We start from the raw sequence: 24,036 nt of genomic DNA, 5'->3' as shown, positions 1-24,036 counted from the left end.
CTGATGCATCTAGAAACTCGGCACCCTTAGGAGGAAGCAGTGACGGACAAACCGGAAAAGAAAGTGCCGAGCCCTGTATGGCAGGAGCTCGACAAGCTCTACACCGAGGTGTCCAAGGACATCGCTGCCGTGGCCGACGCACTCAAGAGTGCCGACAGGCAGATGGCCGGCGGGAAGGGCAACGTCTGGGTCGGGCCCAACGCCCGGACCTGGGGGAGTGATCTCCACGGGGCCAACAGCGACCTGTCCAAGCAGGCGAACGACTTCCTGGCCGACGTGAGGAGCCAGCGTGCCTCGCACCCGAAGGAAGTCACCGAGGCTGTGGCCAACAGCGAGCGCCGCTTCCTTGCCGGGCGGATGGGCTGACGGCGGTCGGACACGAGGTCGCAGTGCCGTTGACCGGGTGCCGGATCCGGTGGTTCCGCCGCGCGGTGCTAGTACTATCCCTTGACTTGAAGAAAAGCCCTCGCCCCACCGGGAGTTAACCGTGAACCGCAGTCGTGTCCTGCCTGTCGCCGTCTCTCTCACGGCGGCTGCTGCCCTCTTGCTGACCGGATGCGGGGGTGGGGACAAGAAGGACCCGGGTAACGACAAAATCGCGGGGGCGGACACCGGGAGCGCGAAGAAGAGCGCATCGCCGAGCGGTCAGGCGACGAGCCAGGCGCCCGACATCAAGCGCCCGGACATGAAGTTCCCGGCAGACGTCAACCTCCTGTTCGACAAGACCGACCTGACGGACGCGGATCAGGCTGCAGCCTTGGTGGACGCCCAGAACTTCGTACGCGCGGTCATGTTCGGAGTTGTCAAGCAAGATGCAGACAATGCTGCTTATAAGTTCTATTCGGAATTCCAAAGTCCTGCGCAGAGTTACGCCAAGGAGCAGATCCAGAAGAGTATCGATGCCGGCCTCACCGTCACGGGCGACAGTCGGTACACCGGTGCCAAGGTTCAGACGGTGAAGAGCGCGAAGACCGCAGTGGTCACGTTCTGCAGTAACGACTCCAAGTTCTACAGCAGAGAAGTCAAGAGTCGAAAGGTTCACACGACGGAGGAAAGCGTAAGTGACTACGCTTTCTGGCAGATCGGGATGGTCCCTTCGTCCAGCACCGATGGGCTGTGGCGTGCGAAGGAGATCAAGGTGCAGGGGGAGGCCGCGCAATGCAGGGGCTGAACATACGGAAGCCGGTAGTTGTGTCGGCCGTGTGCGTCGTGACGTTACTGCTGACGAGTGAACCGGCGATGGCGGGGCTCGAACCGGGCCGTGCGACCACTGGATCCAAAGGTTCCGATAGGACCATCGCGTCCAAGGTGGCCATTCACTACACCTCGTCCGGCAACAACGGCGGCGGCTCCGGCCATCTGGCGTCCACGGACACCAACTGGACACCGCCCGCGTGCTGGTACGCCCCCGAGTGGTCCGCCACCGACTTCCAGAAGTTCCGTCAGGGTGTCTACTTCTCCGCTGTGCACGACCCTGGCCTCCCCCCTGACGTCCGGGGGGAGATCTCGGACCAGAACCAGAAGTACGCCGGCGACGACTACAACATCGACAAGGAAAAAGAGGGGATGTGGTGGGGCCCCCAGTACAACGAAGACGCCTCACTCGCCGATCAGATGAAGTGCGACAGGGACGCGTTCTGGGTCAAGAACGGTGAGACCCCCGACGTTCCGCAGGCCATCAAGCCCGAAACGCTGGCCGGCCTCGCTTACCAGCAGATGCAGGTTCCGGGAACGAAGGTCACGCTCGCTCCGTCGGGTGCGAGCAAGGTGAACCTGCCGACCTGGGCCTGGCTGGACAAGGGCAACTTCCGCCCGGTGTCCGTCACCGCCTCTCTCGACGTCGGTGGTTTTCACGTCCAGGCGACGACGACGGCGGAGCCCGTAGCCCTCAGTATCGACCCCGGCACGAAGGACGCCGAACTCCTCCCCGGCTCCGGTACCTGTGCGGTGAACGACGACGGGTCCATCGGCGAACCGTACGCACCGGGCAAGGCCGACCGGACCCCGCCCTGCGGGGTGGTCTACCAGCGTTCCTCGGGTCGCGGCACCTTCGACCTCCGGGCGACCGCCACCTGGAAGATCAGCTGGACCGGTACCGGCGGAGCGGGCGGGGCCCTTCCCGATGGGCGGTACGGCAACAACCAGGCTGTCACCGTCCAAGAAATCCAGGCCGTCAACCGCTGACACGTACGGGAAGAAGCTCGAGGCCGATCGGATCGGCTCGGACTGCTTCGCGCGACGCCGGGCGACGCCGGCGGCCCCACCGCGGGACCGGGGCCTGTCCGGCAGACCGGAGTCCGGGCCCTCAGGTTCAGAGGATTCGGGCCATTCGGAACGTTTTGGCGCGGTGCGGTATCTGACCATCTGTACAGCCCATGCCCCGACAAGAGGAGCTGTTCCGGATGGTGCGTCGCGTTCGTGTGCTGCTGTTGACCGCCTTACTGCTGGTGACGGGATCGGTGATGTCGTCGGCCCCGGCCTCCGCCGTCATCGGCGGATCGAAGAGCACGTATGCCCCGTGGGCGGTGCGCATGCTCGTCGACGGCAAACCGGAGTGCACCGGGACGGCGGTGGCCCCCCAGTGGATCATCAGTGCCTCGCACTGCTTCTTCGAGCAGGCGGAGCCGATCGCCGACAAGCGGATCTCGTTCCGGGTCGGCAGCCTCGACATGCGGAAGGGCATCACGGTTCACCCGGTGCTCCGCGGACGTGTGGGAAGTGCGCGGGCCGACATGATGCTCATCAAGGTCCCGCCGATGAAAGTCCGCACGGCACGCCTGGCCACGGCCGGTGTCCACCCCGGCCAGGCTGTGCGGCAGTACGGCTGGGGTGCCACCTGCACCGGGGACGAGAACACCTGCCAGTCCCCCGTGCTCAAGCAGTCGGACCTGCGGGTCCTGCGGCCGGACGCCCCCCGTTGCGACGGCTACACCGTGCCGGGCGGCTCGGACTTCTGCATGGCGAAGGTCTCCGGGGTTCCCGCCGGCGGGGATTCCGGGGGCCCGGTGATGAGCATCGCCCCGCGCGGCACTGAAACCCTTCTCGGCGTCTTCGACAGCTCCGACCGGGAGAAGACCGCCGGGGCCGGCGAGATCTCCCAGCAGCTCGCCTGGATCAGCTCGGTCATCCGGGGATAGCCGCAGCCGGTCGGGCCCTGGGCGAGTGGCTCCGAAGTGCCAGGGCGTGTCCGGTCGAACGCAGTGCCGACGACCTCCAACGGGATCATGGAGGTCCAGCCCTGAAGGAGCGCTGCCCGTCCGTGCGACTGGTTCCCGATCCTGTGTTCGGCGAAGTGGACCTCATCGCTTCAGTGGAGGAACTGGTCGGTTCGGCAAGCGCGGTGGCCGAGGGTGGCGGGTTCATCGGCTGGCTCATGCGTGAAAGCGGATCCGCCCGCCGCGCCGTCCTCGGCCCGGAGCGATCGGACAGGGCCCAGGGCTCTGCCACCACCCCGGAGCAGGCCGGGGCCCTTGCCGCGCGGGCCCTGATCCGGGAGCTCAGGGCCGGTTCCTCATGATCGCGTCTCAGATAGTAGGAAGTCCGAGTAATTGTAGAGACAGGGCGGCCCGCCTCACTTAGCTTGAAAGAAGCCGAACGTCTCGCTCGATCCAGCGATGGGCGGTCGCGAGCTGCGCCCCGAAGCAGGCAACCCCTGCGGCGCACGCTTCCCGCCCCCTCCGGCGCATCGATATTCCCCTTGATCTTCCAAGGAGTCGATCACCATGGCCGAGACGACTGTCCGCCGCGTCCGTCACGCCGCCCGCGCTTCCCGTACGGGTGAGTCCGACCGCAAGAATGCCGCCGCCGCTCTCCAGCGCGCACTCGACCGCCGTGACAACGGCGGCTCCACCGGCCACTGAGCGCTGTCCGGTGGGCGAGTCCCGCCGAGCTGAGCTGCACCGAGACCGCAGCTCAGCCCCGCACCACACGGCGGACGGCTTTTCCACGCAGGCCTCCATCGGGTGTCCGCGGGCAGGTCCCGTCGGCCCAGCCGATGGCCCCGCACAGCCGGAACCCACGGCTCGGGGCGCTGAGGTCCCTGCAACCGGAACCTTGGCTGCTCCGAGCCCAGGGCTCCTGGGTTCCCGCCCGGCCGGAACCCGCTGCTCCGTGTCGCTGGTGATGGTTGTGGCGGTCGTACGGGCTGCCGCACAGGCAGGGCGACGAACGACGCGAGTGTCCGCATCGCGGACGTCGCGTGTCATCCCCTGGGACGCGCAGTAGGGTGCCGGTATGTCTCGCAGCCTCAATCTCGCAGTGATCCCCGGTGACGGTATCGGCCGGGAGGTCGTGGCTCAGGGCCTCAAGGTCCTGAACGCGATCCTTCCCTCCGATGTGAAGCTGGAGAGCAAGGAGTACGACCTCGGCGCCCAGCGCTGGCACCGCACCGGTGAGACCCTCCCGGATGCGGAGCTGGAGGCGCTGAAGCAGCACGACGCGATTCTGCTCGGTGCGATCGGTGACCCCTCCGTGCCGTCGGGCGTCCTGGAGCGCGGTCTGCTGCTGAAGCTCCGCTTCGCGTTCGATCACTTCGTCAACCTGCGCCCGTCGAAGCTCTTTCCGAACACAGCCAGCCCGCTGGCCGGCAGTCCGGAGATCGACTTCATCGTCGTCCGTGAGGGCACCGAGGGCCCGTACACCGGCAACGGTGGGAGCCTCCGCACCGGCACCCCGGCGGAGATCGCCACCGAGGTCAGCGTCAACACCGCGTACGGCGTGGAGCGCGTGGTCCGGGACGCCTTTGCCCGCGCCCAGGCGCGGCCGCGCAAGAAGCTGACGCTGGTCCACAAGAACAACGTCCTGGTGTACGCGGGCCACATGTGGAAGAACATCTTCGACAAGGTCGCCCAGGAGTTCCCGGACGTCAGCACCGACTATCTGCACGTCGACGCCGCGACGATCTTCTTCGTCACCCAGCCCGAGCGCTTCGACGTGATCGTCACCGACAATCTCTTCGGTGACATCCTCACCGACCTCGCCGCTGCCGTGACCGGCGGCATCGGCCTGGCGGCCTCCGGCAACATCAACCCGACGGGTACCTTCCCGTCGATGTTCGAGCCGGTGCACGGTTCGGCGCCCGACATCGCGGGCACCGGCAAGGCCGACCCGACGGCCACGATTCTCTCCGTCGCCCTCCTCCTGCGTCACCTCGGCCACGAGACCGAGGCGGTCCGCATCGAGGAAGCCGTCTCCGCCGACCTGGCCGAGCGTGACGGCACCCCGCGCACCACCGACGAGATCGGCGACGCGCTCGCGGTACGAGTAGCGGGCTGACCCGTCGACTGATCCATCACAGCCGCCGGGTCGCACAGACACCCGGCGGCTGTGTTTTGCGGTCTCCGGGTGCGACCATCGATCCCTGGACCGCATTCACGCATTTCACCCCACGGCACCCCGCGCGCGATAATCGAACGAGGGCCGCGGTATGAGGGGAAGCTCGGACGTCCTAGTAGTGGCGTGAGCGCGGTCCGTCACAAACAACCGGTGAAGGACAAACCACTGATGACGACGCCCACGATCGAGCTGAAGCCCTCCTCTGATCCGCTGTCCGACGCGGAGCGGGAGGCGATTCTGGTCAACCCCGGCTTCGGCCGCCACTTCACCGACAACATGGTGACGATCAAGTGGACGGAGGGGCGCGGCTGGCATGACGCTCAGCTCGGCCCCTATGCCCCCCTGTCCATCGACCCGGCGACCAGCGTCCTGCACTACGCGCAGGAGATCTTCGAGGGGCTCAAGGCATACCGGCAGCCCGACGGATCCGTCGCCACCTTCCGGCCCGAGGCCAACGCCAGGCGTTTCCAGGCGTCCGCGCGCCGGATGGCCATGGCGGAGCTGCCGGTCGAGACCTTCATCGCCGCATGCGACGCGCTGGTCCAGCAGGACAAGGCATGGGTGCCCGCGCATGGCGGCGAGGAGTCGCTCTACCTACGCCCGTTCATGATCGCCACCGAGGTCGGGCTGGGCGTGCGGCCGTCCAACGAGTATCTCTTCGTCGTCATCGCGTCGCCGGCCGGCGCGTACTTCGCCGGTGGGGTCAAGCCGGTCTCGATCTGGCTTTCCGAGGACCGGGTCCGCGCGGTCCCCGGCGGCGTGGGCGACGCGAAGACCGGCGGCAACTACGCCGCGTCCCTGCTGGCCCAGGCCGAGGCCGCGGCGAAGGGCTGCGACCAGGTCGCCTATCTCGATGCCGTCGAGCACAAGTGGGTCGAGGAACTGGGCGGCATGAACCTGTACTTCGTGTACGGGAACAAGATCATCACCCCGGAGCTCACCGGTTCCCTCCTCGCGGGTGTCACCCGTGACTCCCTGCTCGCCGTCGCCCGCGATCTCGGCTATGAGTCAGGGGAGGGCCGCGTCTCCATCGACCAGTGGCGCCGTGACAGCGAGAACGGCACGCTCACCGAGGTCTTCGCCTGCGGGACGGCCGCGGTCATCACCCCCGTCGGTACGGTCAAGTCCAACGGCGGCGAGTGGGAGCAGGGGACCGGCGAACCGGGAGAGGTCACCGTGCGGCTGCGCAAGGCGTTGCTGGACATCCAGCGGGGTGTGAGCGAGGACAAGCACGGCTGGATGCATCCGCTGGGCTGACCGGAGGCCGAGGGGACGGAGCTGGGGGGCCGGGGCTGGGGGGCGTGAACCCCGGCCCCGGCCCTTGCCCGCATCCGGGGCAGAAGGGGCTCCCGGCCCGGCTCGTCATACGCGGGACGGGCCGCCGTCCGTCGTCCGGAGGGCTGCCTCGATCCCGGCGCCCCAGGCCATCAGCTCCTCGTCGCGTCCGCGTGCCGCGACGCACTGCACCCCCAGCGGCAGCCCGTTCCCCGCGAGCCCGGCAGGCACCGTGAGCGACGGCAGTCCCGCATTGCTCCACGGCAGACACATGACGGAGCTGCCGGTAGTGGCCAGGCCCCGTGGCGCCGGGCCGGTCGCGGACGGGGTGATCCACAGGTCGATCGGTGCCATCGCCGCATCCAGACGGTCGCGGAACGCCACCCTCTCGCGCTGGGCGCGGGCGTACTCCAGGTCGGTGATGGTGTGGCCCTCGCCGATCGCCCGCGCGGTCTCCGGGCGGTAGAGCTCCCCGTACTGCTCGAACCACTCGGCGTGCGTGCGCGCCACCTCATAGCGGTTCATCGTGAAGAGCTGGGCCCTGACCCGCTCGAAGTCGGCCATGACCGGCACTCGCAGGATCCGGTGGCCGGCCGCCCGCAGCCGATCCGTGTGGGCGGCGAAGGCCTCCAGTGCTCCGGGCTCGGCGCACTCCAGGTACGGGCCCTCGGGGATGCCGAGCACCGGGAGGCCGGATGGGGGCTCCGCGGGCCGCCAGGTGTCGCAGACCACCGCGGCCGCCGGCGCGAGCCCGGCCACATCCGGTGCGAAGATGCCGAGCGTGTCGAAGCTCGGGGCATTCGCGATCACGCCGTCGACCGGGATGCGGCCGTATGTCGGTTTGAAGGCGGCCACTCCGCAGTACGCGGCAGGCCGGATCATCGAACCGACCGTCTGGGTGCCCACGGCCAGCGGGATCATCCCCGCCGCGACCGCCGCCGCCGAACCGCTGCTCGAGCCGCCGGGGGTGTGCGCGAGATTGCGGGGATTGCGGGTCGGGCCGGGGGCCAGTACGGCGAACTCGGCGGTCACCGTCTTGCCCGCGATCACCGCCCCCGCCGCGTACAGCCGGTCGATGACCGAGGCCTGCGGGCCGGCCAGCGCCTCCGGTGGCAGGGAGGAACCCGCCCTCGTCGGAAGGCCGTTGACATGGATGATGTCCTTGATGCCGACCTGGACGCCGTACAGCGGTGGTCTCTCGGCAGGGTCCGGCCAGTGTGCGGCGATCGCGGATGTCTCGGAGGCCAGCCGCTCGGCGCGGCCGGGTTCGGGAACAAACGCCTGTATCTCACGGTCCATGGGACGAGACGCTACAACTCCGCGAGCGCATCGGAAGGGTTCTCGGCAGGTACTCCTGCGGCGTCAGCGCGCGGCGTCAGCGCCGCGTAGACCAGTCCGCCGGCCACGCCGGAGAAGATGAAACTGCAGTCGACGCCGCCCGTGAGCCGCAACAGAGGACCCTCGTACAGCGGAGTGGAGACCGCGGCCAGGCCGACCGCCGCTCCCGTCGCCCAGGCCGCTGCCGCCGTTAGGTTCCAGCCCGCGCGGTACCAGTAGATCCCGCCCCTGGCACGTCGGTTGAAGACCTGCAGGGCGTCCGGATCGTACGCACCGCGGCAGCGGACGTGACCGATGACGGTGATCACCGCCCACGGGGTGCCGATGGCGGTGAGCAGGAGCACGAAGGACGTCATGGCCGACTGCGCGTCCCAGGCGAAGTGTCCGGCGAAGACGAAGAGCGTGGCGACCGCGGCGACGACGAGTGTGGCGCGGGCACGGGTGGCGCGCGGCAGGATCGCGTCGAGATCCAGACCCATCGAGTAGAGCATCAGACCGGCGTTGCCCACAGATCCGGCCGACGCCGCGAGCAGCAGCGGGATCAGGTACCAGGAGGGCGATGAGGCGACGAGCGGCCCCGCGTAGTCGAGCGAGGAGCGGGCGGCGAGAGCGGTGAAGGTCCCGAAGAGCTGCGGGACGAGCAGCCCGAGGACCAGGCCGGCACAGGTGGCGCGCAGCACCGAGCGGCTGCTGTGCCGGCGGGGCGAGACATAGCGGGTGTAGTCGCCGAGAAGGGTGATGAAGGCGATCGGCCCGCTCAGCCCCGCGGCCACGGCGGACAGCAGCCAGGTGGGCCAGAAGGAGCCGAGCAGATACGGGGTGCCCTGGGCAGGCGCCGTGGTGAAGTCCGGTGCGTAGGCGAGGAGTCCGAGAACCAGCAGGGCGGTCATGGCGACGGCCAGGGCCTTGCTGAGGCGCAGCAGCAGGCGGTAGCCGTACACCGCGCCGGTGACGGTGAGGGCCGCGAGTACCGCGTACACAACGGCGTGGACCCAGCCGTTGTCCGGCAGGCCGGTGATCCGGGCGAGAGTCCCGATCATCACGTCGCCGCCGGTCCACAGCGTCAGTGCGGTGTAGCCGAGAGAGAGCAGCAGTCCGACGACCGATCCGATGAGCCGGCCGCGTACGCCGAACTGAGCCCCGCTGGACGTGGACAGGTTGGTCCCGGTGCGCAGGGAGACCAGCGCGAGCGGGGCGGTCAGCAGGGTGCCGGCCAGTGTGCCGGCGACCACCGATGTGACCGAGGCCCAGAAACCGAGACCGAAGGAGACCGGGAGCCAGCCGAAGACGATCACGCCCAGACACAGATTGGAGCCCAGCAGGATGCTGATGAGATCGCGCGGGCCGCTGGTGCGTTCCGCGTCAGGAATGGTGTCGACTCCGCGCTGTTCGATCGGCATGAGGCATACCCTCCACTCGTTGATTTGAGTGGCGCTCAATGTGGTGTATCCCCAGCCTGTATGTCAATGCTTTCTTTGTCCGTGACCTCTGGTTAGAGTGGCGATCTAAGTAATGGAGGTGGGAGTGGCGTGCGACTGACCCCGACGGAACGTGACCGCCTGCTGCTGTTCGGCGCGGCCGGGCTTGCCCGGGCGCGCAGGGCCCGTGGCCTGCGGCTGAATGTCCCCGAGGCGACCGCGCTGATCGCCGACACGGTCTGCGAGGCGGCCCGCGACGGCCGAAGGCTCGCCGAGGCGATCGAGGCGGCCCGCTCCGTGCTGGGTCCGGGGGACGTACTGCCCGGCGTCGCCGACGTGGTCACCGAGGTGCACGTGGAGGCCGTCTTCGACGACGGCTCCCGGCTGGCTGTCGTGACCGACCCCATCGGCGGCGGATCACTCGGCGGGGGCGCACCGGGGGCCGTACTGGCCGGGCCCGGCTACCCCGAACCCGTACCAGCACTGACGCTGACCGTGCGCAACACCGCATCCGTACCGGTCAGTGTCACCTCGCACTTCCACTTCTTCGAAGCCAACCCCCGGCTGGACTTCGACCGGGCGGCCGGTTACGGGATGCGGCTGTGCGTTCCGGCGGGGTCGTCCATGCGGTTCGGCCCGGGTGAGAGTGCTGAGGCCGGACTGGTGCCGATCGGCGGAGACCGCGTCGCGATCGGTTTCGCGGGCCTCGTCGACGGCCCGCTCGATGCGCCCGGGGCGAAGGAAGAGGCCCTGCGGCGCGCCGTGGCCTGCGGATATCTGGGAGCGGACCGATGAACGACGTGATGAGCGACTACGCCGCAGTGCACGGGCCACGTGCCGGTGACCGGGTCCGGCTCGGTGACTCCGGACTGATCGTGCGGGTCGAGTCCGATTCCCAGCGGCCGGGTGACGAGTTCCTCGCCGGATTCGGCAAGACGGCCCGCGACGGACTGCACCTCAAGGCCGCAGCGGTCCGGGAGACCTGCGACGTCGTGATCAGCAACGTCCTGGTCATCGACGCCGTACAGGGCATCCGCAAGGTGTCCATAGGGATACGCGAGGGCCGTATCGCATCGATCGGCAGGGCCGGGAACCCGGACACCCTCGAAGGGGTCGATGTGGTTGTCGGGACCGGGACGTCGATCGTTTCCGGCGAAGGCCTGATCGCTACGGCCGGAGCCGTGGACACCCATGTGCACCTGCTGTCGCCGCGCATCATGGAAGCCTCGCTCGCCTCCGGCGTGACGACCGTCATCGGCCAGGAGTTCGGCCCCGTCTGGGGCGTCGGCGTCAACTCGCCCTGGGCGCTGCGCCATGCGTTCAACGCGTTCGACGCCTGGCCGGTCAACATCGGCTTCCTGGCGCGCGGCTCCTCGTCCGACGCGGCGCCTCTGGTGGAGGCACTCGCCGAGGGCGGCGCCTCCGGATTCAAGGTGCACGAGGACATGGGCGCGCACACCCGCGCGCTGGACACCGCGCTGCGGGTCGCGGAGGAGTACGACGTCCAGGTCGCCCTGCACAGCGACGGACTGAACGAGTGCCTGTCGGTCGAGGACACCTTGAACGTGCTCGAAGGCCGGACGATCCATGCCTTCCACATCGAGGGCTGCGGGGGCGGCCACGTGCCGAATGTGCTGAGGATGGCCGGCGTCCCGAACGTCATCGGCTCGTCGACCAACCCGACCCTGCCCTTCGGCCGGGACGCCGTCGCCGAGCACTACGGGATGATCGTCTCCGTACACGATCTCAAGACGGACCTGCCGGGGGACGCGGCCATGGCCCGTGACCGGATCCGCGCGGGCACGATGGGCGCCGAGGACGTGCTGCACGACCTGGGCGCCATCGGGATCACCTCGTCGGACGCCCAGGGCATGGGGCGCGCGGGCGAGACCGTGCGCAGGACCTTCGCGATGGCCGGGAAGATGAAGTCCGAGCGGGGCGCCGATGGCGAGGACGACAACGCCCGAGTGCTGCGCTACATGGCCAAGCTGACGATCAACCCCGCCATCGCCCACGGCCTCGCGCACGAGATCGGCTCGATCGAGACAGGCAAGCTCGCCGACATCGTGCTGTGGCGGCCCGACTCCTTCGGTGCGAAGCCGCAGTTGGTGCTGAAATCGGGCTTCCCCGCGTACGGCGTCACCGGCGATCCCAACGCGGCGACGGACACCTGCCAGCCCCTGGTCCTCGGCCCGCAGTTCGGGTCCTACGGAACGACGGCGGCCGATCTGTCGGTGGCGTTCGTCGCGCAGGCCGCCATCGACGGCGGCAGCGACCTGATGCCGACCCGGCGCCGGCGCGTCGCCGTGCGCGGCACCCGCGGGATAGGGCCTGCGGACCTGCGCCTCAACTCCCGTACGGGAACGGTGGACGTCAACCAGCGCACCGGGCTCGTCACCCTCGACGGAGACCCGCTGAGATCGGCGCCCGCCGATTCCGTCTCCCTCAACCGGCTCTACTTCCTGTAAGCACCGCTGCCCCGAGGACTCACCATGTTTCGCATGCCCCCCGAATGGGCCCCGCACGAGCGCACCTGGATGGCCTGGCCCGGCCCCAACCCCACCTTCGACGGTGCCGGTCTGGCCGAGGCGCGTGCGGCATGGGCGGCGGTGGCCCGCACCGTGCGCCGTTTCGAACCGGTCACCATGGTGACAGGCCCCGGCCAGGCCGATGGCGCACGCGCTCAGCTCGGCCCTGACATCGATCTCGTCGAGCGTGAACTGGACGACGCCTGGATGCGGGACATAGGCCCGACATTCCTCACCGACGGCACTGAACTCGCCGCTGTGGACTGGACGTTCAACGGCTGGGGCGCCCAGGAGTGGGCCCGCTGGGAACACGACGCGAAGATCGGCGCCATCGTCTGCGACCTGGCCGGAGCGCGTATCCAGCCCTCCGGGCTGGTCAACGAGGGCGGTGCGATCCATGTGGATGGCGAGGGCACCGTGCTGCTCACCGAAACCGTCCAGCTCGGCCCCGAGCGCAATCCGGGCTGGACCAGGGAACGGGTCGAGCAGGAGATCCACACACAGCTCGGCACAACCCGGGCGATCTGGCTGCCCCGCGGACTCACCGGCGACTACGGGCAGTTCGGGACCCGGGGGCACGTGGATATCGTCGCCGCCTTCGTACGCCCCGGAGTGGTCGTGGCCCACAGCCAGCCCGACCCCGCCCACCCCGACCACGAGCTCTGCCGGCGGATCGTGGATCTCCTCCGCTCGGAGCGGGACGCCGGGGGGCGCCCGCTCGAAGTGGTCGAGGTGCCCGCGCCGACCGTTCTGCGGACGGACGGCGAGTGGGCCGACTACTCCTACATCAACCACTACCTCTGCAATGGCGGTGTGGTGCTCTGCTCGTTCGACGATCCGAGGGACGAGGAGGCGGCCGAGATCTTCCGCGGTCTGTTCCCCGATCGCGAAGTGGTGCAGGTGGACGCGAGGACGATCTTCGCCGGCGGCGGCGGCATCCACTGCATCACCCAGCAGCAGCCCGTGGTGGGCTGATGCCCCGCCGTTCGTACGACCCCATATTCTGGACTCCATGAACGAACCGGCGGCCCGCGCGCGCAAGAACGCCCCGCCCCGCGAGAGCGTGCTGGCCGCCGCTATGGCCAGCATCGCCGAACGCGGCCTCGAGAAGCTCACCATGGCTGGGCTCGGCCGCGAGGTCGGGATGAGCAGCGGGCACCTCCTGTACTACTTCCGCACCAAGGACGAGCTGCTTCTGCAAACCCTCGAGTGGAGCGAGGAGCAGCTCGGCGTGGACCGCCGCTCGGCCCTCGCCCGGCAGGTCCCGGTACGCGAGCGGCTGGACGCGTTCGTCGACCTCTACATCCCCGCAGGGCCGCGCGACCCGCACTGGTCCCTCTGGCTCGAACTGTGGAACCGCGCGCACGGTGTCGACGACGACACGCGCGCCCGGCTCCTCGACATCGAGTTGTCCTGGCACCGTGACCTGGTCGCACTGCTGGTCGAGGGCGCCTCGCGCGGTGAACTGCGCGCGGTCGACGCGGAGCGGTTCGCCACTCGCATCCGCGCATTGCTGGACGGATTCAGTACGCATGTCGCGATGGCACTCCCGGGTTCGGACCGCGGCCAGGTCCTGTCCCACGTGGGCGAGTTCATCGATGAGGCGCTGGGCTGACGCCGCGCGTCGCGAACACAACGCACGCAAGTACGCATGATCGTTGCCGCAGGCCCTCTTGTGGCGTCCGACGGCATTCCGTCACCGTGAACGACCATGGGACGAGAGCAGTGGAAGAAGATCTGGGTCGGTTCGGCCGGCAACATGGTCGAGTGGTTCGACTGGTTTGTGTATGCCACGTTCGCGGTGTACTTCGCTGACGCCTTCTTCCCGAAGGGGAACGAGACCGCGAACCTCATGAACACCATGGGCATCTTCGCCGTCGGCTTCTTCATGCGCCCCGTCGGCGGCTGGCTGCTCGGCCGCATCGGTGACCGCAAGGGGCGCAAGGCGGCACTGACGCTCACGGTCTCACTGATGTCGGCATCCGCGATCCTGATCGCCGTCGCGCCCACCTATGAGGTCGCGGGCTACGGCGGCGTCGCGGTACTGCTGGTCGCCCGGCTCCTCCAGGGGCTGTCGGTCGGCGGCGAATACGCGGCAAGCGCGACCTATCTCACCGAGGCGTCGGCCCCGGAGAAGCGGGGATTCGCCTCGAGCTTCCAGTACGTGTCCATGACCGCGGGCCAGCTCGTGGGCCTGGGGCTGCAGATTCTGCTCCAGCGCAACATGTCGGAGGACGCGCTGCACAGCTGGGGCTGGCGGCTCCCCTTCATCGTCGGCGCCGTCGGGGCGGGCATCGTCTTCTATCTGCGGCGCTCCATGCTGGAGACCGAGGTGTACGAGGAGTCCGGCGCGGCGGCCGACAGTGACCGCGGCACCCTCAGGATGCTGTGGACCCACCGGCGCGAAGCGTTTCTGGTGATGGCGCTGACCATGGGCGGCACGGTCGCGTACTACACGTACACCACCTATCTCACCAAGTTCCTGTCCTCCAGCGCGGGCATGGCCAAGCCGACCGCTTCACTGGTGAGCTTCTGCGCGCTGTTCCTCTTCATGTGCCTGCAGCCGCTGGCCGGGATGCTCTCCGACCGGATCGGCCGCAGGCCGATGCTGATCACCTTCGCCGTGGGATCCACGTTTCTGACTGTTCCGATCATGAAGATGCTCAGGCACGCCGGGACCTTCTGGCCGGCGTTCGGGCTTGCGGTCCTGGCGCTGGTCGTCGTCACCGGGTACACGTCGATCAACGCGTGTGTGAAGGCCGAGCTGTTCCCGACCGGGATCCGGGCGCTGGGCGTCGCTCTGCCGTACGCCCTGGCCAACGCGCTCTTCGGGGGGACCGCGGAGTATGTGGCCCTCTGGTTCAAGAAGGCAGGGGTCGAGTCCGGTTTCTTCTGGTACGTGGCAGGGTGCGCGGCGGTGTCGCTTGTGGTCTACCTCACGATGCGGGAGACCCGGGACATCGATCTGAACCGGGTGGAGGGGGCGGCCGGCCCCAGCCCCGTACCGGTCCCCGGCCCTTCGCGGGCCACGGCCTGAGCGGTGCGCAGGTGAGGGCCGCTCCCTGCCCGCCCCCTCCATGCCCGTGGGTCGCCCGCCCCGGGGTCCGGGGCGGGCCGGGGCCCTGCACGGCACGTCCGGACCGCATCGTGAGACCCCCTCGGTCCGGGGCGTCCCTTATGGCAGACTGCCACTGTGTCCTCGTTCGCCATGATTATCGGCAGCAGGCGCGCCGGTCCGCAGTGACCGCATCCGTACCACCAAGTACGGGGCGGCCACCGTGCCCCAGACCCGCGCGCTAACCTCTCGCACCCGCGAGGGGTTTTTTCGTTTCCAGGCCCCAACCCCGGCCGGGAAGCGAGGTGCGTGCGAAGACGGGGGCAAGTGGAGCCAGACATTCCGGGATCCACCCACCCGACAGGAGTCAGATCAGCATGACCACAGACGACAAGGCCGCGGACGACAGTTTTCATGTCTTCGACACAACGCTGCGCGATGGCGCACAGCGTGAAGGCATTAACCTCACCGTCTCCGACAAGCTGACGATCGCCCGGCATCTCGACGACTTCGGCGTGGGATTCATCGAGGGCGGATGGCCGGGTGCCAACCCCCGGGACACCGAGTTCTTCGCGCGTGCCCAGCAGGAGATCGACTTCAGACACGCTCAGCTGGTCGCCTTCGGAGCCACCCGGCGGGCGAACACCAAGGCGGAGGACGATCCGCAGGTAAAAGCCCTGCTGGACTCCGGAGCCCCGGTGATCACGCTGGTGGCCAAGTCCCACGACCGTCATGTCGAGCTGGCCCTGCGCACCACGCTGGAGGAGAATCTCGCCATGGTGCGGGACTCCGTCTCCTATCTGGTGGGCAGGGGCCGTCGCGTATTCGTCGACTGCGAGCACTTCTTCGACGGCTACAAGGCCAACCCCGAGTACGCGAAAGCAGTGGTGCGCGCGGCTTCCGACTCCGGAGCGGATGTGGTCATCCTCTGCGACACCAACGGCGGGATGCTCCCTGCCCAGGTCCAGGCCGTGGTGGCCACCGTCATCGCCGACACCGGCGCCCGGATCGGTATGCATGCCCAGGACGACACCGGATGCGCCGTGGCCAACACCCTGGCCGCCGTGGACGCGGGCGCGACCCATGTGCAGTGCACGGCGAACGGCTACGGCGAACGGGTCGGCAACGCCAACCTCTTCCCGGTCGTCGCCGCGCTGCAGCTGAAGTACGGCAAGAAGGTCATCCCCGAGGCCGCGCTGGCCGAGATGACCCGCATCTCGCACGCCATCGCCGAGGTCGTCAACCTCACTCCCTCCACGCACCAGCCGTACGTGGGAGTCTCCGCCTTCGCCCACAAGGCCGGTCTGCACGCGTCCGCGATCAAGGTCGACCCCGACCTCTACCAGCACATCGACCCCGAGCGGGTCGGCAACACCATGCGGATGCTGGTTTCCGACATGGCGGGGCGCGCGTCCATCGAGCTCAAGGGCAGAGAACTCGGCATCGAACTCGGCGGAGACCGGGAGCTGGTCGGCCGGGTCGTCGCGCGGGTCAAGGAGCGCGAACTCCGCGGCTACACCTACGAGGCCGCCGACGCCTCCTTCGAACTGCTGCTCCGTGAGGAGGCGGAGGGCCGGGCCCGCCGCTACTTCCGTGTCGAGTCCTGGCGGGCGATCGTCGAGGACCGCCCCGACGGCACCCACGCGAACGAGGCGACCGTGAAGCTGTGGGCGAAGAGCGAGCGCATCGTCGCCACTGCGGAGGGCAACGGCCCTGTCAATGCCCTGGACCGGGCCCTGCGAGTGGGGCTCGAGCGGATCTATCCGCAGCTGGCGAAGCTGCAGCTGACCGACTACAAGGTCCGCATCCTGGAGGGGAAGCACGGTACGGATTCCACGACCCGGGTGCTGATCACCACGAGCGACGGCCAGGGGGAGTGGTCGACCGTGGGGGTGGGGGAGAACGTGATCGCCGCGTCCTGGCAGTCACTGGAGGACGCCTACACCTACGGTCTGCTGCGGGCCGGTGTCGAGCCGGCGGAGTAGGAACGAAGGCGGAGATCCTCGGTGCCGCACCGGCTCGAACGAGCCGGTGCGGCACCGAGGGCCCGCCCGGGACGGGGCGCCGGACAGGTTTCTCGCACGCGTCCGGTCAGGTCGCCAGATGCCACTTCTGGTTGGCCGCACCGGTGCACGTCCAGATCTGCGCCCGCGTGCCGTTCGCCGATGAATTGTCCGTGGCGTCCAGGCACTTGTCCGCGGCCGTGTTCACCACATCACCCGTCGACGCGTTGTAGGACCACTTCTGTGCGTCCGACCCATTGCAGTCGTACAGCTGGGTCTTCGCCCCGTTGGCCGTGGATCCCGATGTCACGTCGAGGCATTTGCCGAGCGCCTTGATCGTGGAGTCGGTGCCGGCCGTCCAGCGCTGCGCTGTCGATCCGTTGCAGTCGTAGAGCTGCACCGCGCTGCCGTTCGCACTGGAACCACCGGCCACGTCCAGGCACTTGCCGCCGAGGCCGGCCAGGGTTCCCGTCGAGCCCGACGGGTCGCCGGCGGACGGGGTGCCGGACCAGGTGAAGGTGGCCGACGTCTTGCCCGGGAGCGAGTAAGAGGCGTGCTGGCCGCCCCAGTTGATGGTGATCTGCTTCGCGGACGAGGCGTCGTTGTACGCGATCAGCGCCTTCGAGCCGTCCGTGTTGCGCCAGGCGACGTTCGGTACCGATGTGCTGGCCGTGGAAGCGATCCGGGAAGCACCCGGGTGGACGAACTTGGTCAGCTGGCCCATCGTGTAGTACTCGATGTTGTAGTCCACCTGGCCGCTCCGGCTGTCACCGTTGTGGACGGTGATGAAGCCGTCGCACGTCCCGCAGCCGCCGTTGTGGGGGCCGCGGTTCTGGTCGACCGCCAGGGACCACTTGATGATCGACTTACCCCAGTTGCGGGTGTAGTCGATGATGTTGAGCATGTCGTCGTGCTGCTGGTTGGTGACCCAGGTGCCGCCGGAGTGCTCGGTGTCGAAGGCGTCGGTCTGCGGGTACTTGTTGTGGACCTCCGTCTGCTTGGCGACGTCACCGCCGTAACCGTGCCAGGCGACTCCGCCGAAGTTCGGGTGGTTGCGGATCGCCGCGTCGTCGACGGTCGGGGCGGCGTACTCGTCGTACTTGTCCCAGTTCCAGTCCAGTGCCAGGACCTTGGTGGACAGCCCGGCGGACTGCAGCTTCGGCAGCAGCTCGCTCTTGGTGAAGTACGCGAGGCCCGAGCCGTTCCAGCTCATCGACGGGTAACCGTCGCAGCAGGTCGGCTCGTTCTGCGGAGTGACGTAGTCGATCGGGACACCCTGGTCCCGGTATGCCTGGATGTACTTCACGAAGTAGTCGGCGTACGTGCCGTAGTCCTCGGCCTTCAGCCAGCCACCGTTCAGCTGACCGCTGTCCTTCATCCAGGCGGGCGCCGTCCAGGGCGAAGCCATCGTGGTCAGGGCCGGGTTGAGCTGCTTCGCCTGTTTGGTCAGCGGGAGCACGTCGTCGAGATCGTGTGCGATCGAGAACTTCGACAGGGACGTGTCGGTCTGTCCGGCCGGTATGTCGTCGTAGGTGTAGCCGTAGCGGGCCAGGTCCGATGCCCCCATCGGGTTGCGTACGAAGGACAGCCCGATCCCGTCCGTGGGGGAGAACAGCTTCTTCATCGTCGCGTCGCGCGTGGCCTGGGACAGCGCACCACTGCTCTTCATCAGATAGCCCGCGGTGTCCGTGAAGTCCGCGCCGCCCCCGGTGAACGTCTGATAGCGGGTGGCCTCGTCCACGGTGATGTTCTCACCGCTCCCGCCGTTGCCCGACTGGAAGTTGAGCGGGGCCTGCTGCTCGAGACCCGTGACATGGCGGCCGCCCGCGTCGTCCGTCGTGGTCAGCCAGATGTTCACCGGTTCGCCCGCAGCCTGTGCGTCGCTCGCCGCCGCCGCGGTCAGCCCGGCGGTCGCGAGCGTACCTGCGAGAAGGATCCGCGTCAGTCCGCGGACGGATTTCGATCTGATCATGGGCAGCTGCCTTTCTGGCAGAAGTGGGGGAAGTGCCGTCGATCGATGCGTGAGTGAACTGCCGTTGGCCTCGGGCGTCAAGGGGTTCGGCGTTCAAAACCTGAACGAATAGCGCTCCCGGCCTGCACCGAAGATCGGTCTGGACCAATCTCGGTGTGAAGTATTGACGACACCTCGGGGGTGGGCTTTACTCACGCCTCAACGCCGGTACCGGTTCCGGGACCGGTTCCGGACATCGCTCCGAACACCCCCTGCAGACCTCATCGTGGAGGCCCGATGCGCGTCACCATTGCCGATGTCGCCCGTGAGGCCGGCGTCAGCAAGACGACCGTCTCGCGGGTCATCAACACCAAGGGTGAGGTTGACGGTTCGACTGCGGCCCGTGTTCGGGAGGTGATAGCCCAGCTGGGCTATGTGCCGAGTTCGGGGGCCGTCGGCCTGGCTCGCGGGAACAGCCGGACGGTGGGCATGTTGGTGCCGTCGCTCGCCTGGCCCTGGATGGGCGAGGTGCTTCAGGGCGTCGTCGACACCGTGGAGGCGGCCGGATACGGGTTGCTGCTCTTCACGATCAGCCGCGGCGCCGAGTCGGTGGAGCACTTCATCGGCCGGGTCTCGGCCCGCGCGTTCGACGGACTCCTTGTCGTCGAACCCGAGAACACCATGGACAAAATAACCGAACTGCACCGGAAAGGCCTGCCGGTCGTGCTGATCGACGACCGCGGCCACCATCCCGAGTTCCCCTCAGTCGTGACCACCAACCGCGAAGGAGGAGCGTCCGCCGCCCGTCACCTGCTGGCTGCCGGGCGCACCAGGCCCCTGGTCATCACGGGCCCGCTGCACTTCGGGTGCACCCGGGAACGGACGGCCGGATTCCGGGATCATCAGCCGGACGCGATCGTCGTCACGGGCGACTTCACCGAAGCGCTCGGCCGCCGTGCGGTCGAGGAGCTCATCGCATCGGGTACCGCCTTCGACTCGGTCTTCGCGCACAACGACATCAGCGCCGCGGGGGCGCTGCGTGCGCTGCGCGCCGCGGGCCGGAGCGTGCCCGACGACGTGGCCGTCGTGGGCTTCGACGACATCCCGATGGCCGAGCACACCGAGCCCCCGCTCACCACCGTCCGCCAGCCCACCCGCCGTATGGGTGAAATGGCGGCGAGGATACTGCTCGGGCATCTGGGCGGAGTGGCCGCACCGGCGGAGCCCGTCGTGCTGCCCACCGAGCTGGTCGTCCGCGCCTCGGCGCCATAGCGCCCCGGAGTCACGAGTCGCCGCGGCGCCACCGCACCGAAGCATCACCGCACCACCGCACCTTCCCGCGTAGCGCGGCTACGCCCTTCCCCTCCGTTCTTCGTAGTCCCTCGATGGAGTCGCCATGTCCGCATTCATGCCGAACCGGAAATTCCGGGTGCTCGCCGCAGCCACAGCCGTGGTCGCCCTCGCCGCAGGCTGCTCAGACGCCAACAGCAAGAACAACTCACAGAGCGGTTCCGGCGCCGCCTCGGGTGTGCTCACCATCGGTATGCCGAACGGGCCGCAGACCGACAACAGCAACCCGTTCCTGGGCACGTCGGCCGGTGCATCGCTGGGCTACCGGTTCCAGATCTACGAGCCGCTGGTGATGACGAACGGCATCCGGCCCAGCGAACAGGGCAAGCCCTGGCTGGCCTCCGCGTGGAAGTGGGAGGCCAACTTCACCAGGGTCACGTTCACCATCGACCCGAAGGCCAAGTGGTCCGACGGAAAGCCGCTGACCGCCGACGACGTCGCCTTCACCTTCGACTTGATCAAGAAGAACAAGGCGCTCAACGGCAACGCGATCCCCTACGACGGCATCCAGGCCCAGGGCGGCAAGGTCGTTCTGACTTTCAAGGAATCGCAGTTCGTCAACCAGAGCAAGATCGTCAACACCTTCATCGTGCCCAAGCACATCTGGTCCGCCGTCAAGGACCCGGCCACGTTCGCCAACCGCAAGCCGATCGGCTCGGGACCCTACGTCCTGAAGACGTTCACTCCGCAGACCACGACGCTCACCGCGGCGCCCACCTACTGGAGGGGCAAGACGCAGGTCAAGGAGCTGCGCTACACGTCCTACAACGACAACAGCGCCCAGACCACCGCGCTGGCCGGAGGCAAGTCCGAGTGGTCCTTCGTCTTCATGCCGGACTACAAGAAGCTGTACGTCGCCAGGGACCCGAAGAACAACAAACTGTGGTTCCCCTCCGGACTCGGTATCCACGGCCTGTGGTTCAACACCACCCGCAAGCCGTTCGACAATCCGGCGCTGCGCAAGGCCATGGCCATGGTGATCGACCGCAAGGCGATCTTCGTCCAGGCCGAATCGACCCTGTACCCGGAGATCACCAACCCGACCGGCATTCCGCTGCCCGCCGGCAACTCCTTCCTGGCCCCCGAGTACAAGAACGCCAGCACCAAGCCCGATGTCGCGGGGGCCAAGAAGGCCCTTTCGGAGGCCGGGTTCAAGCTGAGCGGCGGTGTGCTGAAGGACCCGAGCGGCAAGGCCGTGAAGCTCACGATGACCGACCCGGCGGGCTGGAACGACTACATCACCGGCCTGTCGATCATCAAGTCCGACGTCAAGCAGCTCGGTATCGACGCCACGGTCAAGACCCAGACCGCCGACGCCTGGACGTCCGACGTGTCCAACGGCAACTTCGACGCCGTTCTGCACTGGACCAACAGCGGCCCGACACCGTACGACCTGTACCAGAACGTCATGGACGGAGCGCTGCTGCAGCCCGTCGGCAAGTCCTCGCCGATCGGCAACTTCGGCCGCTTCGACAGCCCTGAAGCGACGAAGGCGCTGAAGGAGTACGCCAACGCGACCACCGGGGCCGCCCGGACGAAGGCCATGAACAGCATTCAGAAGATCATGGTCGACAAGGTGCCGATGATTCCCACGGCGGCCGCGCCGATCGGGGCCGAGTACTCCACCAAGAACTGGGTGGGCTGGCCCACCGAGTCCGACCCGTACGGCCCGCCGCAGCCCACCCAGCCGAACGCGCTGGACGTCGTGCTGCACCTCAAGCCCGCCAAGTAATACGGGGACCGGCCATGACCGAACAGACCGAAACAGTGCCCGAAGCGCGTGACATCGTGCTCGAAGCACGCGGAGTCTCCAAGCACTTCCGGGTGCGGCGCAACACCGGCGATGTCCTCGCCCGCAGGCACCGCGCCGTCCATGCCGTCGACGACGTCTCGCTGAAACTCCGGCGCGGCACCGTCACGGCTCTGGTGGGGGAGTCCGGCTCCGGCAAGTCCACCGTCGCCAGGCTGCTCGCGCAGCTGTATCCGCTCACCGGGGGCGAGATACATCTCGAGGGCAGGGCGGTGAAGGCCGGACGTGGCCGGTCCTTCCGCAGATACGTACGCCAGGTCCAGCTCATCTTCCAGGACCCCTTCGCCTCGCTGAACCCGGTGCACACCGTGCGCTATCACCTCAGCAGGTCGCTGAAGATCCACGGCAGGGCGGGCAGCGGCGAAGCGGACCTCGAAGCAGGGCTTGTGGCTCTGCTCGAACGCGTACAGCTGACCCCGCCCCAGCGGTTCCTGGACAAGTTCCCGCACGAGTTGTCGGGCGGTCAGCGCCAGCGCGTGGCCATCGCCCGCGCACTGGGCGCCGATCCACAGGTGCTGCTCGCCGACGAACCGGTCTCGATGCTCGACGTGTCGATCCGCCTCGGTGTCCTCAATCTGCTGAAGGACCTCAAGGACCGGCTGCATCTCGCCATCCTCTACATCACCCACGACATCGCGTCAGCCCGCTACTTCGCGGACTCCACCCTGGTGATGTACGCGGGCCGGATCGTCGAGGGCGGTGACAGCGAGACCGTCACCCAGCGACCCGCCCACCCCTACACCCAGCTGCTCATCGCGTCGGCGCCCGATCCCGACCGGGTCGTCGCGCCGGAGGAGCAGCAGGAGACCGGGAGCGGCGAGCCGCCCTCGCTCATCGCACCGCCGGCGGGATGCCGGTTCCACCCGCGCTGCCCGAAGGCGATGGAGCGCTGCCGCACCGAGCTGCCCCCGCGCTTCGATCTGGAGGGCGGCCAGTGGGCCGCCTGCTGGCTGTACGACAGCGCGACCGTCACGAAGGAGGCGGCAGCGAAGTGAAGTATCTGCTCCAACGGCTCGCCTTCTACGCCGTCACCGCCTGGGCCGCGATCACCATCAACTTCTTCATCCCGCGCCTGATGCCGGGCGACCCCGTCCAGTCGCTGATCGCACGCTTCCAGGGCCAGCTCGACACCAAGGCCATCGACTCGCTCAGGGCGCTCTTCGGACTCGACAAGCACCAGACGCTCTGGCAGCAGTACACCAGTTACTGGTCGCATCTGCTCGACGGCGATCTCGGGCTGTCCTTCACCTTCTTCCCCACACCGGTGAGCGAGGTCATCTCCCAGTCGCTGCCGTGGACGCTGGCGCTCGTCGGTGTCACCACGCTGATCAGCTTCCTGCTCGGCACCGGCATCGGGGTCTTCTCCGGCTGGCGGCGCGGTTCCTGGATGGACAGCCTGCTGCCCGTCACCACCTTCATCTCCGCCATCCCGTACTTCTGGCTGGGGCTGATCGCCATCGCGCTGTTCGCGGTCAAATGGCCGTGGTTCCCGGCGGCCGGCGGGTACGACAGCTCGCTGATCCCCGCCTTCGACTGGCCTTTCGTCTCCAGCGCGCTCTATCACGCGGCGCTGCCCGGCCTGACGATCGTGCTCAGCGCGGTCGCCGGCTGGATCCTCGGGATGCGCAACATGATGGTGACGGTCTCCTCCGAGGACTACGTCATGGTCGCCCAGGCCAAGGGACTCTCCGAGCGCCGGGTGATGTTCAGCTACGCCGCCCGCAACGCGATCCTCCCCAACATCTCCGGGTTCGCGCTGTCGCTCGGATTCATCGTCGGCGGAACGCTCCTGGTGGAGATGGTCTTCTCCTATCCGGGCATCGGCTTCCAGCTCTTCCAGGCCGTCGGGGCCAAGGACTATCCGCTGATGCAGGGCGTCTTCCTGATCATCACGCTCTCGGTACTCGCGGCCAATCTGCTCGCCGACGTGATCTATATGGTCCTCGACCCCCGCACCCGAAGGGAGGCCTGAGA

General features: G+C 68.1%; 21 protein-coding genes. 18 read left to right on the top strand and 3 right to left on the bottom strand.

The annotated features are described in order from the left end of the window. Positions 1-39 precede the first annotated feature (39 nt). The 8 genes from OHS16_RS08210 to OHS16_RS08175 all read left to right on the top strand — a co-directional run bounded on the left by OHS16_RS08210 (position 40) and on the right by OHS16_RS08175 (position 6,591). Complete coding sequence (locus OHS16_RS08210) at positions 40-366, top strand: hypothetical protein (RefSeq protein ID WP_328536511.1); 327 nt, start codon at positions 40-42, stop codon at positions 364-366. 121 nt (positions 367-487) lie between these two features. After that, positions 488-1,171 (top strand): hypothetical protein, encoded by a 684-nt coding sequence (locus OHS16_RS08205; protein ID WP_328536510.1) that lies wholly within the window; start codon positions 488-490, stop codon positions 1,169-1,171. Between the two features lie 137 nt (positions 1,172-1,308). Next, positions 1,309-2,184: a hypothetical protein gene (locus tag OHS16_RS08200; RefSeq protein WP_328536509.1), complete on the top strand. Its 876-nt coding sequence runs from the start codon at positions 1,309-1,311 to the stop codon at positions 2,182-2,184. Positions 2,185-2,402: 218 nt separating this feature from the next. Continuing rightward, the gene (locus tag OHS16_RS08195; protein ID WP_328536508.1) at positions 2,403-3,137 is read left to right on the top strand and encodes a S1 family peptidase; all 735 of its coding nucleotides are present in this window, start codon (positions 2,403-2,405) and stop codon (positions 3,135-3,137) included. Positions 3,138-3,259: 122 nt separating this feature from the next. After that, positions 3,260-3,517 (top strand): hypothetical protein, encoded by a 258-nt coding sequence (locus OHS16_RS32100; RefSeq protein ID WP_443042576.1) that lies wholly within the window; start codon positions 3,260-3,262, stop codon positions 3,515-3,517. Positions 3,518-3,722: 205 nt separating this feature from the next. Beyond that, positions 3,723-3,860 (top strand): hypothetical protein, encoded by a 138-nt coding sequence (locus OHS16_RS08185; RefSeq protein ID WP_328536507.1) that lies wholly within the window; start codon positions 3,723-3,725, stop codon positions 3,858-3,860. A gap of 373 nt (positions 3,861-4,233) precedes the next feature. Continuing rightward, entirely contained in the window at positions 4,234-5,274 is a 1,041-nt protein-coding gene (locus OHS16_RS08180; protein ID WP_328536506.1) for a 3-isopropylmalate dehydrogenase, read from the top strand. Positions 5,275-5,502: 228 nt separating this feature from the next. Next, positions 5,503-6,591: a branched-chain amino acid aminotransferase gene (locus tag OHS16_RS08175; RefSeq protein ID WP_328536505.1), complete on the top strand. Its 1,089-nt coding sequence runs from the start codon at positions 5,503-5,505 to the stop codon at positions 6,589-6,591. A gap of 105 nt (positions 6,592-6,696) precedes the next feature. Here the strand turns inward: OHS16_RS08175 and OHS16_RS08170 are convergent, their stop codons facing one another. Together OHS16_RS08170 and OHS16_RS08165 are read right to left on the bottom strand one after the other, a co-directional pair. Beyond that, the gene (locus OHS16_RS08170; RefSeq protein WP_328536504.1) at positions 6,697-7,908 is read right to left on the bottom strand and encodes an amidase; all 1,212 of its coding nucleotides are present in this window, start codon (positions 7,906-7,908) and stop codon (positions 6,697-6,699) included. Between the two features lie 11 nt (positions 7,909-7,919). Further along, positions 7,920-9,347 (bottom strand): cytosine permease, encoded by a 1,428-nt coding sequence (locus OHS16_RS08165; protein ID WP_328536503.1) that lies wholly within the window; start codon positions 9,345-9,347, stop codon positions 7,920-7,922. A gap of 129 nt (positions 9,348-9,476) precedes the next feature. Between OHS16_RS08165 and ureA the strand changes: the two genes are divergently transcribed. The 6 genes from ureA to cimA all read left to right on the top strand — a co-directional run bounded on the left by ureA (position 9,477) and on the right by cimA (position 16,933). Beyond that, a complete protein-coding gene (gene ureA / locus OHS16_RS08160) occupies positions 9,477-10,160 on the top strand; it encodes an urease subunit gamma (RefSeq protein WP_328536502.1) in 684 nt (227 codons plus the stop codon). Then, entirely contained in the window at positions 10,157-11,833 is a 1,677-nt protein-coding gene (locus OHS16_RS08155) for an urease subunit alpha (protein ID WP_328536501.1), read from the top strand. Before ureA ends, OHS16_RS08155 begins: the two co-directional genes overlap by 4 nt. A 24-nt stretch (positions 11,834-11,857) precedes the next feature. After that, positions 11,858-12,868 carry an agmatine deiminase family protein gene (locus OHS16_RS08150; RefSeq protein WP_328536500.1) on the top strand — a complete coding sequence of 337 codons (1,011 nt, stop codon included), beginning with the start codon at positions 11,858-11,860 and terminating at the stop codon, positions 12,866-12,868. Positions 12,869-12,905: 37 nt separating this feature from the next. Further along, complete coding sequence (locus OHS16_RS08145) at positions 12,906-13,508, top strand: TetR/AcrR family transcriptional regulator (protein WP_328536499.1); 603 nt, start codon at positions 12,906-12,908, stop codon at positions 13,506-13,508. A 96-nt stretch (positions 13,509-13,604) separates the two neighbouring features. After that, positions 13,605-14,930, top strand: coding sequence for an MFS transporter (locus OHS16_RS08140; protein WP_328536498.1), 1,326 nt, complete (start codon positions 13,605-13,607; stop codon positions 14,928-14,930). Between the two features lie 395 nt (positions 14,931-15,325). Next, positions 15,326-16,933, top strand: coding sequence for a citramalate synthase (gene cimA, locus OHS16_RS08135; RefSeq protein WP_328536497.1), 1,608 nt, complete (start codon positions 15,326-15,328; stop codon positions 16,931-16,933). Between the two features lie 106 nt (positions 16,934-17,039). Here the strand turns inward: cimA and OHS16_RS08130 are convergent, their stop codons facing one another. Beyond that, positions 17,040-18,923, bottom strand: a complete 1,884-nt coding sequence (locus tag OHS16_RS08130; RefSeq protein WP_328536496.1) for a ricin-type beta-trefoil lectin domain protein — start codon at positions 18,921-18,923, stop codon at positions 17,040-17,042. Positions 18,924-19,199: 276 nt separating this feature from the next. Between OHS16_RS08130 and OHS16_RS08125 the strand changes: the two genes are divergently transcribed. The 4 genes from OHS16_RS08125 to OHS16_RS08110 all read left to right on the top strand — a co-directional run bounded on the left by OHS16_RS08125 (position 19,200) and on the right by OHS16_RS08110 (position 24,034). Next, a complete protein-coding gene (locus tag OHS16_RS08125) occupies positions 19,200-20,174 on the top strand; it encodes a LacI family DNA-binding transcriptional regulator (protein ID WP_328536495.1) in 975 nt (324 codons plus the stop codon). A gap of 124 nt (positions 20,175-20,298) precedes the next feature. Further along, on the top strand, positions 20,299-21,984 hold the full coding sequence (locus OHS16_RS08120; protein WP_328536494.1) for an ABC transporter substrate-binding protein: 1,686 nt from the start codon (positions 20,299-20,301) through the stop codon (positions 21,982-21,984). 14 nt (positions 21,985-21,998) lie between these two features. Beyond that, positions 21,999-23,057, top strand: coding sequence for an ABC transporter ATP-binding protein (locus OHS16_RS08115; protein ID WP_328536493.1), 1,059 nt, complete (start codon positions 21,999-22,001; stop codon positions 23,055-23,057). Beyond that, positions 23,054-24,034, top strand: a complete 981-nt coding sequence (locus OHS16_RS08110) for an ABC transporter permease (RefSeq protein ID WP_328536492.1) — start codon at positions 23,054-23,056, stop codon at positions 24,032-24,034. The genes OHS16_RS08115 and OHS16_RS08110 overlap by 4 nt, the downstream gene beginning before the upstream one ends. Positions 24,035-24,036 lie beyond the last annotated feature (2 nt).

This window comes from Streptomyces sp. NBC_00344, assembly GCF_036088315.1.
In the GTDB taxonomy this organism is placed as follows: domain Bacteria; phylum Actinomycetota; class Actinomycetes; order Streptomycetales; family Streptomycetaceae; genus Streptomyces.
The sequence above is the reverse complement of the archived record's forward strand: the minus strand, read 5'-3'. Positions and strand labels throughout refer to the sequence as shown.

What these genes read in the sequence shown, in the direction of transcription:
- OHS16_RS08195 (WP_328536508.1), top strand. Translation starts at nt 2,403, where the DNA reads ATGGTGCGTCGCGTTCGTGTGCTGCTGTTGACCGCCTTACTGCTGGTG.
- OHS16_RS08185 (WP_328536507.1), top strand. Translation starts at nt 3,723, where the DNA reads ATGGCCGAGACGACTGTCCGCCGCGTCCGTCACGCCGCCCGCGCTTCC.
- OHS16_RS08180 (WP_328536506.1), top strand. Translation starts at nt 4,234, where the DNA reads ATGTCTCGCAGCCTCAATCTCGCAGTGATCCCCGGTGACGGTATCGGC.
- OHS16_RS08175 (WP_328536505.1), top strand. Translation starts at nt 5,503, where the DNA reads ATGACGACGCCCACGATCGAGCTGAAGCCCTCCTCTGATCCGCTGTCC.
- OHS16_RS08170 (WP_328536504.1), bottom strand. Translation starts at nt 7,908, where the DNA reads ATGGACCGTGAGATACAGGCGTTTGTTCCCGAACCCGGCCGCGCCGAG.
- OHS16_RS08165 (WP_328536503.1), bottom strand. Translation starts at nt 9,347, where the DNA reads ATGCCGATCGAACAGCGCGGAGTCGACACCATTCCTGACGCGGAACGC.
- OHS16_RS08155 (WP_328536501.1), top strand. Translation starts at nt 10,157, where the DNA reads ATGAACGACGTGATGAGCGACTACGCCGCAGTGCACGGGCCACGTGCC.
- OHS16_RS08150 (WP_328536500.1), top strand. Translation starts at nt 11,858, where the DNA reads ATGTTTCGCATGCCCCCCGAATGGGCCCCGCACGAGCGCACCTGGATG.
- OHS16_RS08145 (WP_328536499.1), top strand. Translation starts at nt 12,906, where the DNA reads ATGAACGAACCGGCGGCCCGCGCGCGCAAGAACGCCCCGCCCCGCGAG.
- OHS16_RS08140 (WP_328536498.1), top strand. Translation starts at nt 13,605, where the DNA reads ATGGGACGAGAGCAGTGGAAGAAGATCTGGGTCGGTTCGGCCGGCAAC.
- cimA (WP_328536497.1), top strand. Translation starts at nt 15,326, where the DNA reads ATGACCACAGACGACAAGGCCGCGGACGACAGTTTTCATGTCTTCGAC.
- OHS16_RS08130 (WP_328536496.1), bottom strand. Translation starts at nt 18,923, where the DNA reads ATGATCAGATCGAAATCCGTCCGCGGACTGACGCGGATCCTTCTCGCA.
- OHS16_RS08125 (WP_328536495.1), top strand. Translation starts at nt 19,200, where the DNA reads ATGCGCGTCACCATTGCCGATGTCGCCCGTGAGGCCGGCGTCAGCAAG.
- OHS16_RS08120 (WP_328536494.1), top strand. Translation starts at nt 20,299, where the DNA reads ATGTCCGCATTCATGCCGAACCGGAAATTCCGGGTGCTCGCCGCAGCC.
- OHS16_RS08115 (WP_328536493.1), top strand. Translation starts at nt 21,999, where the DNA reads ATGACCGAACAGACCGAAACAGTGCCCGAAGCGCGTGACATCGTGCTC.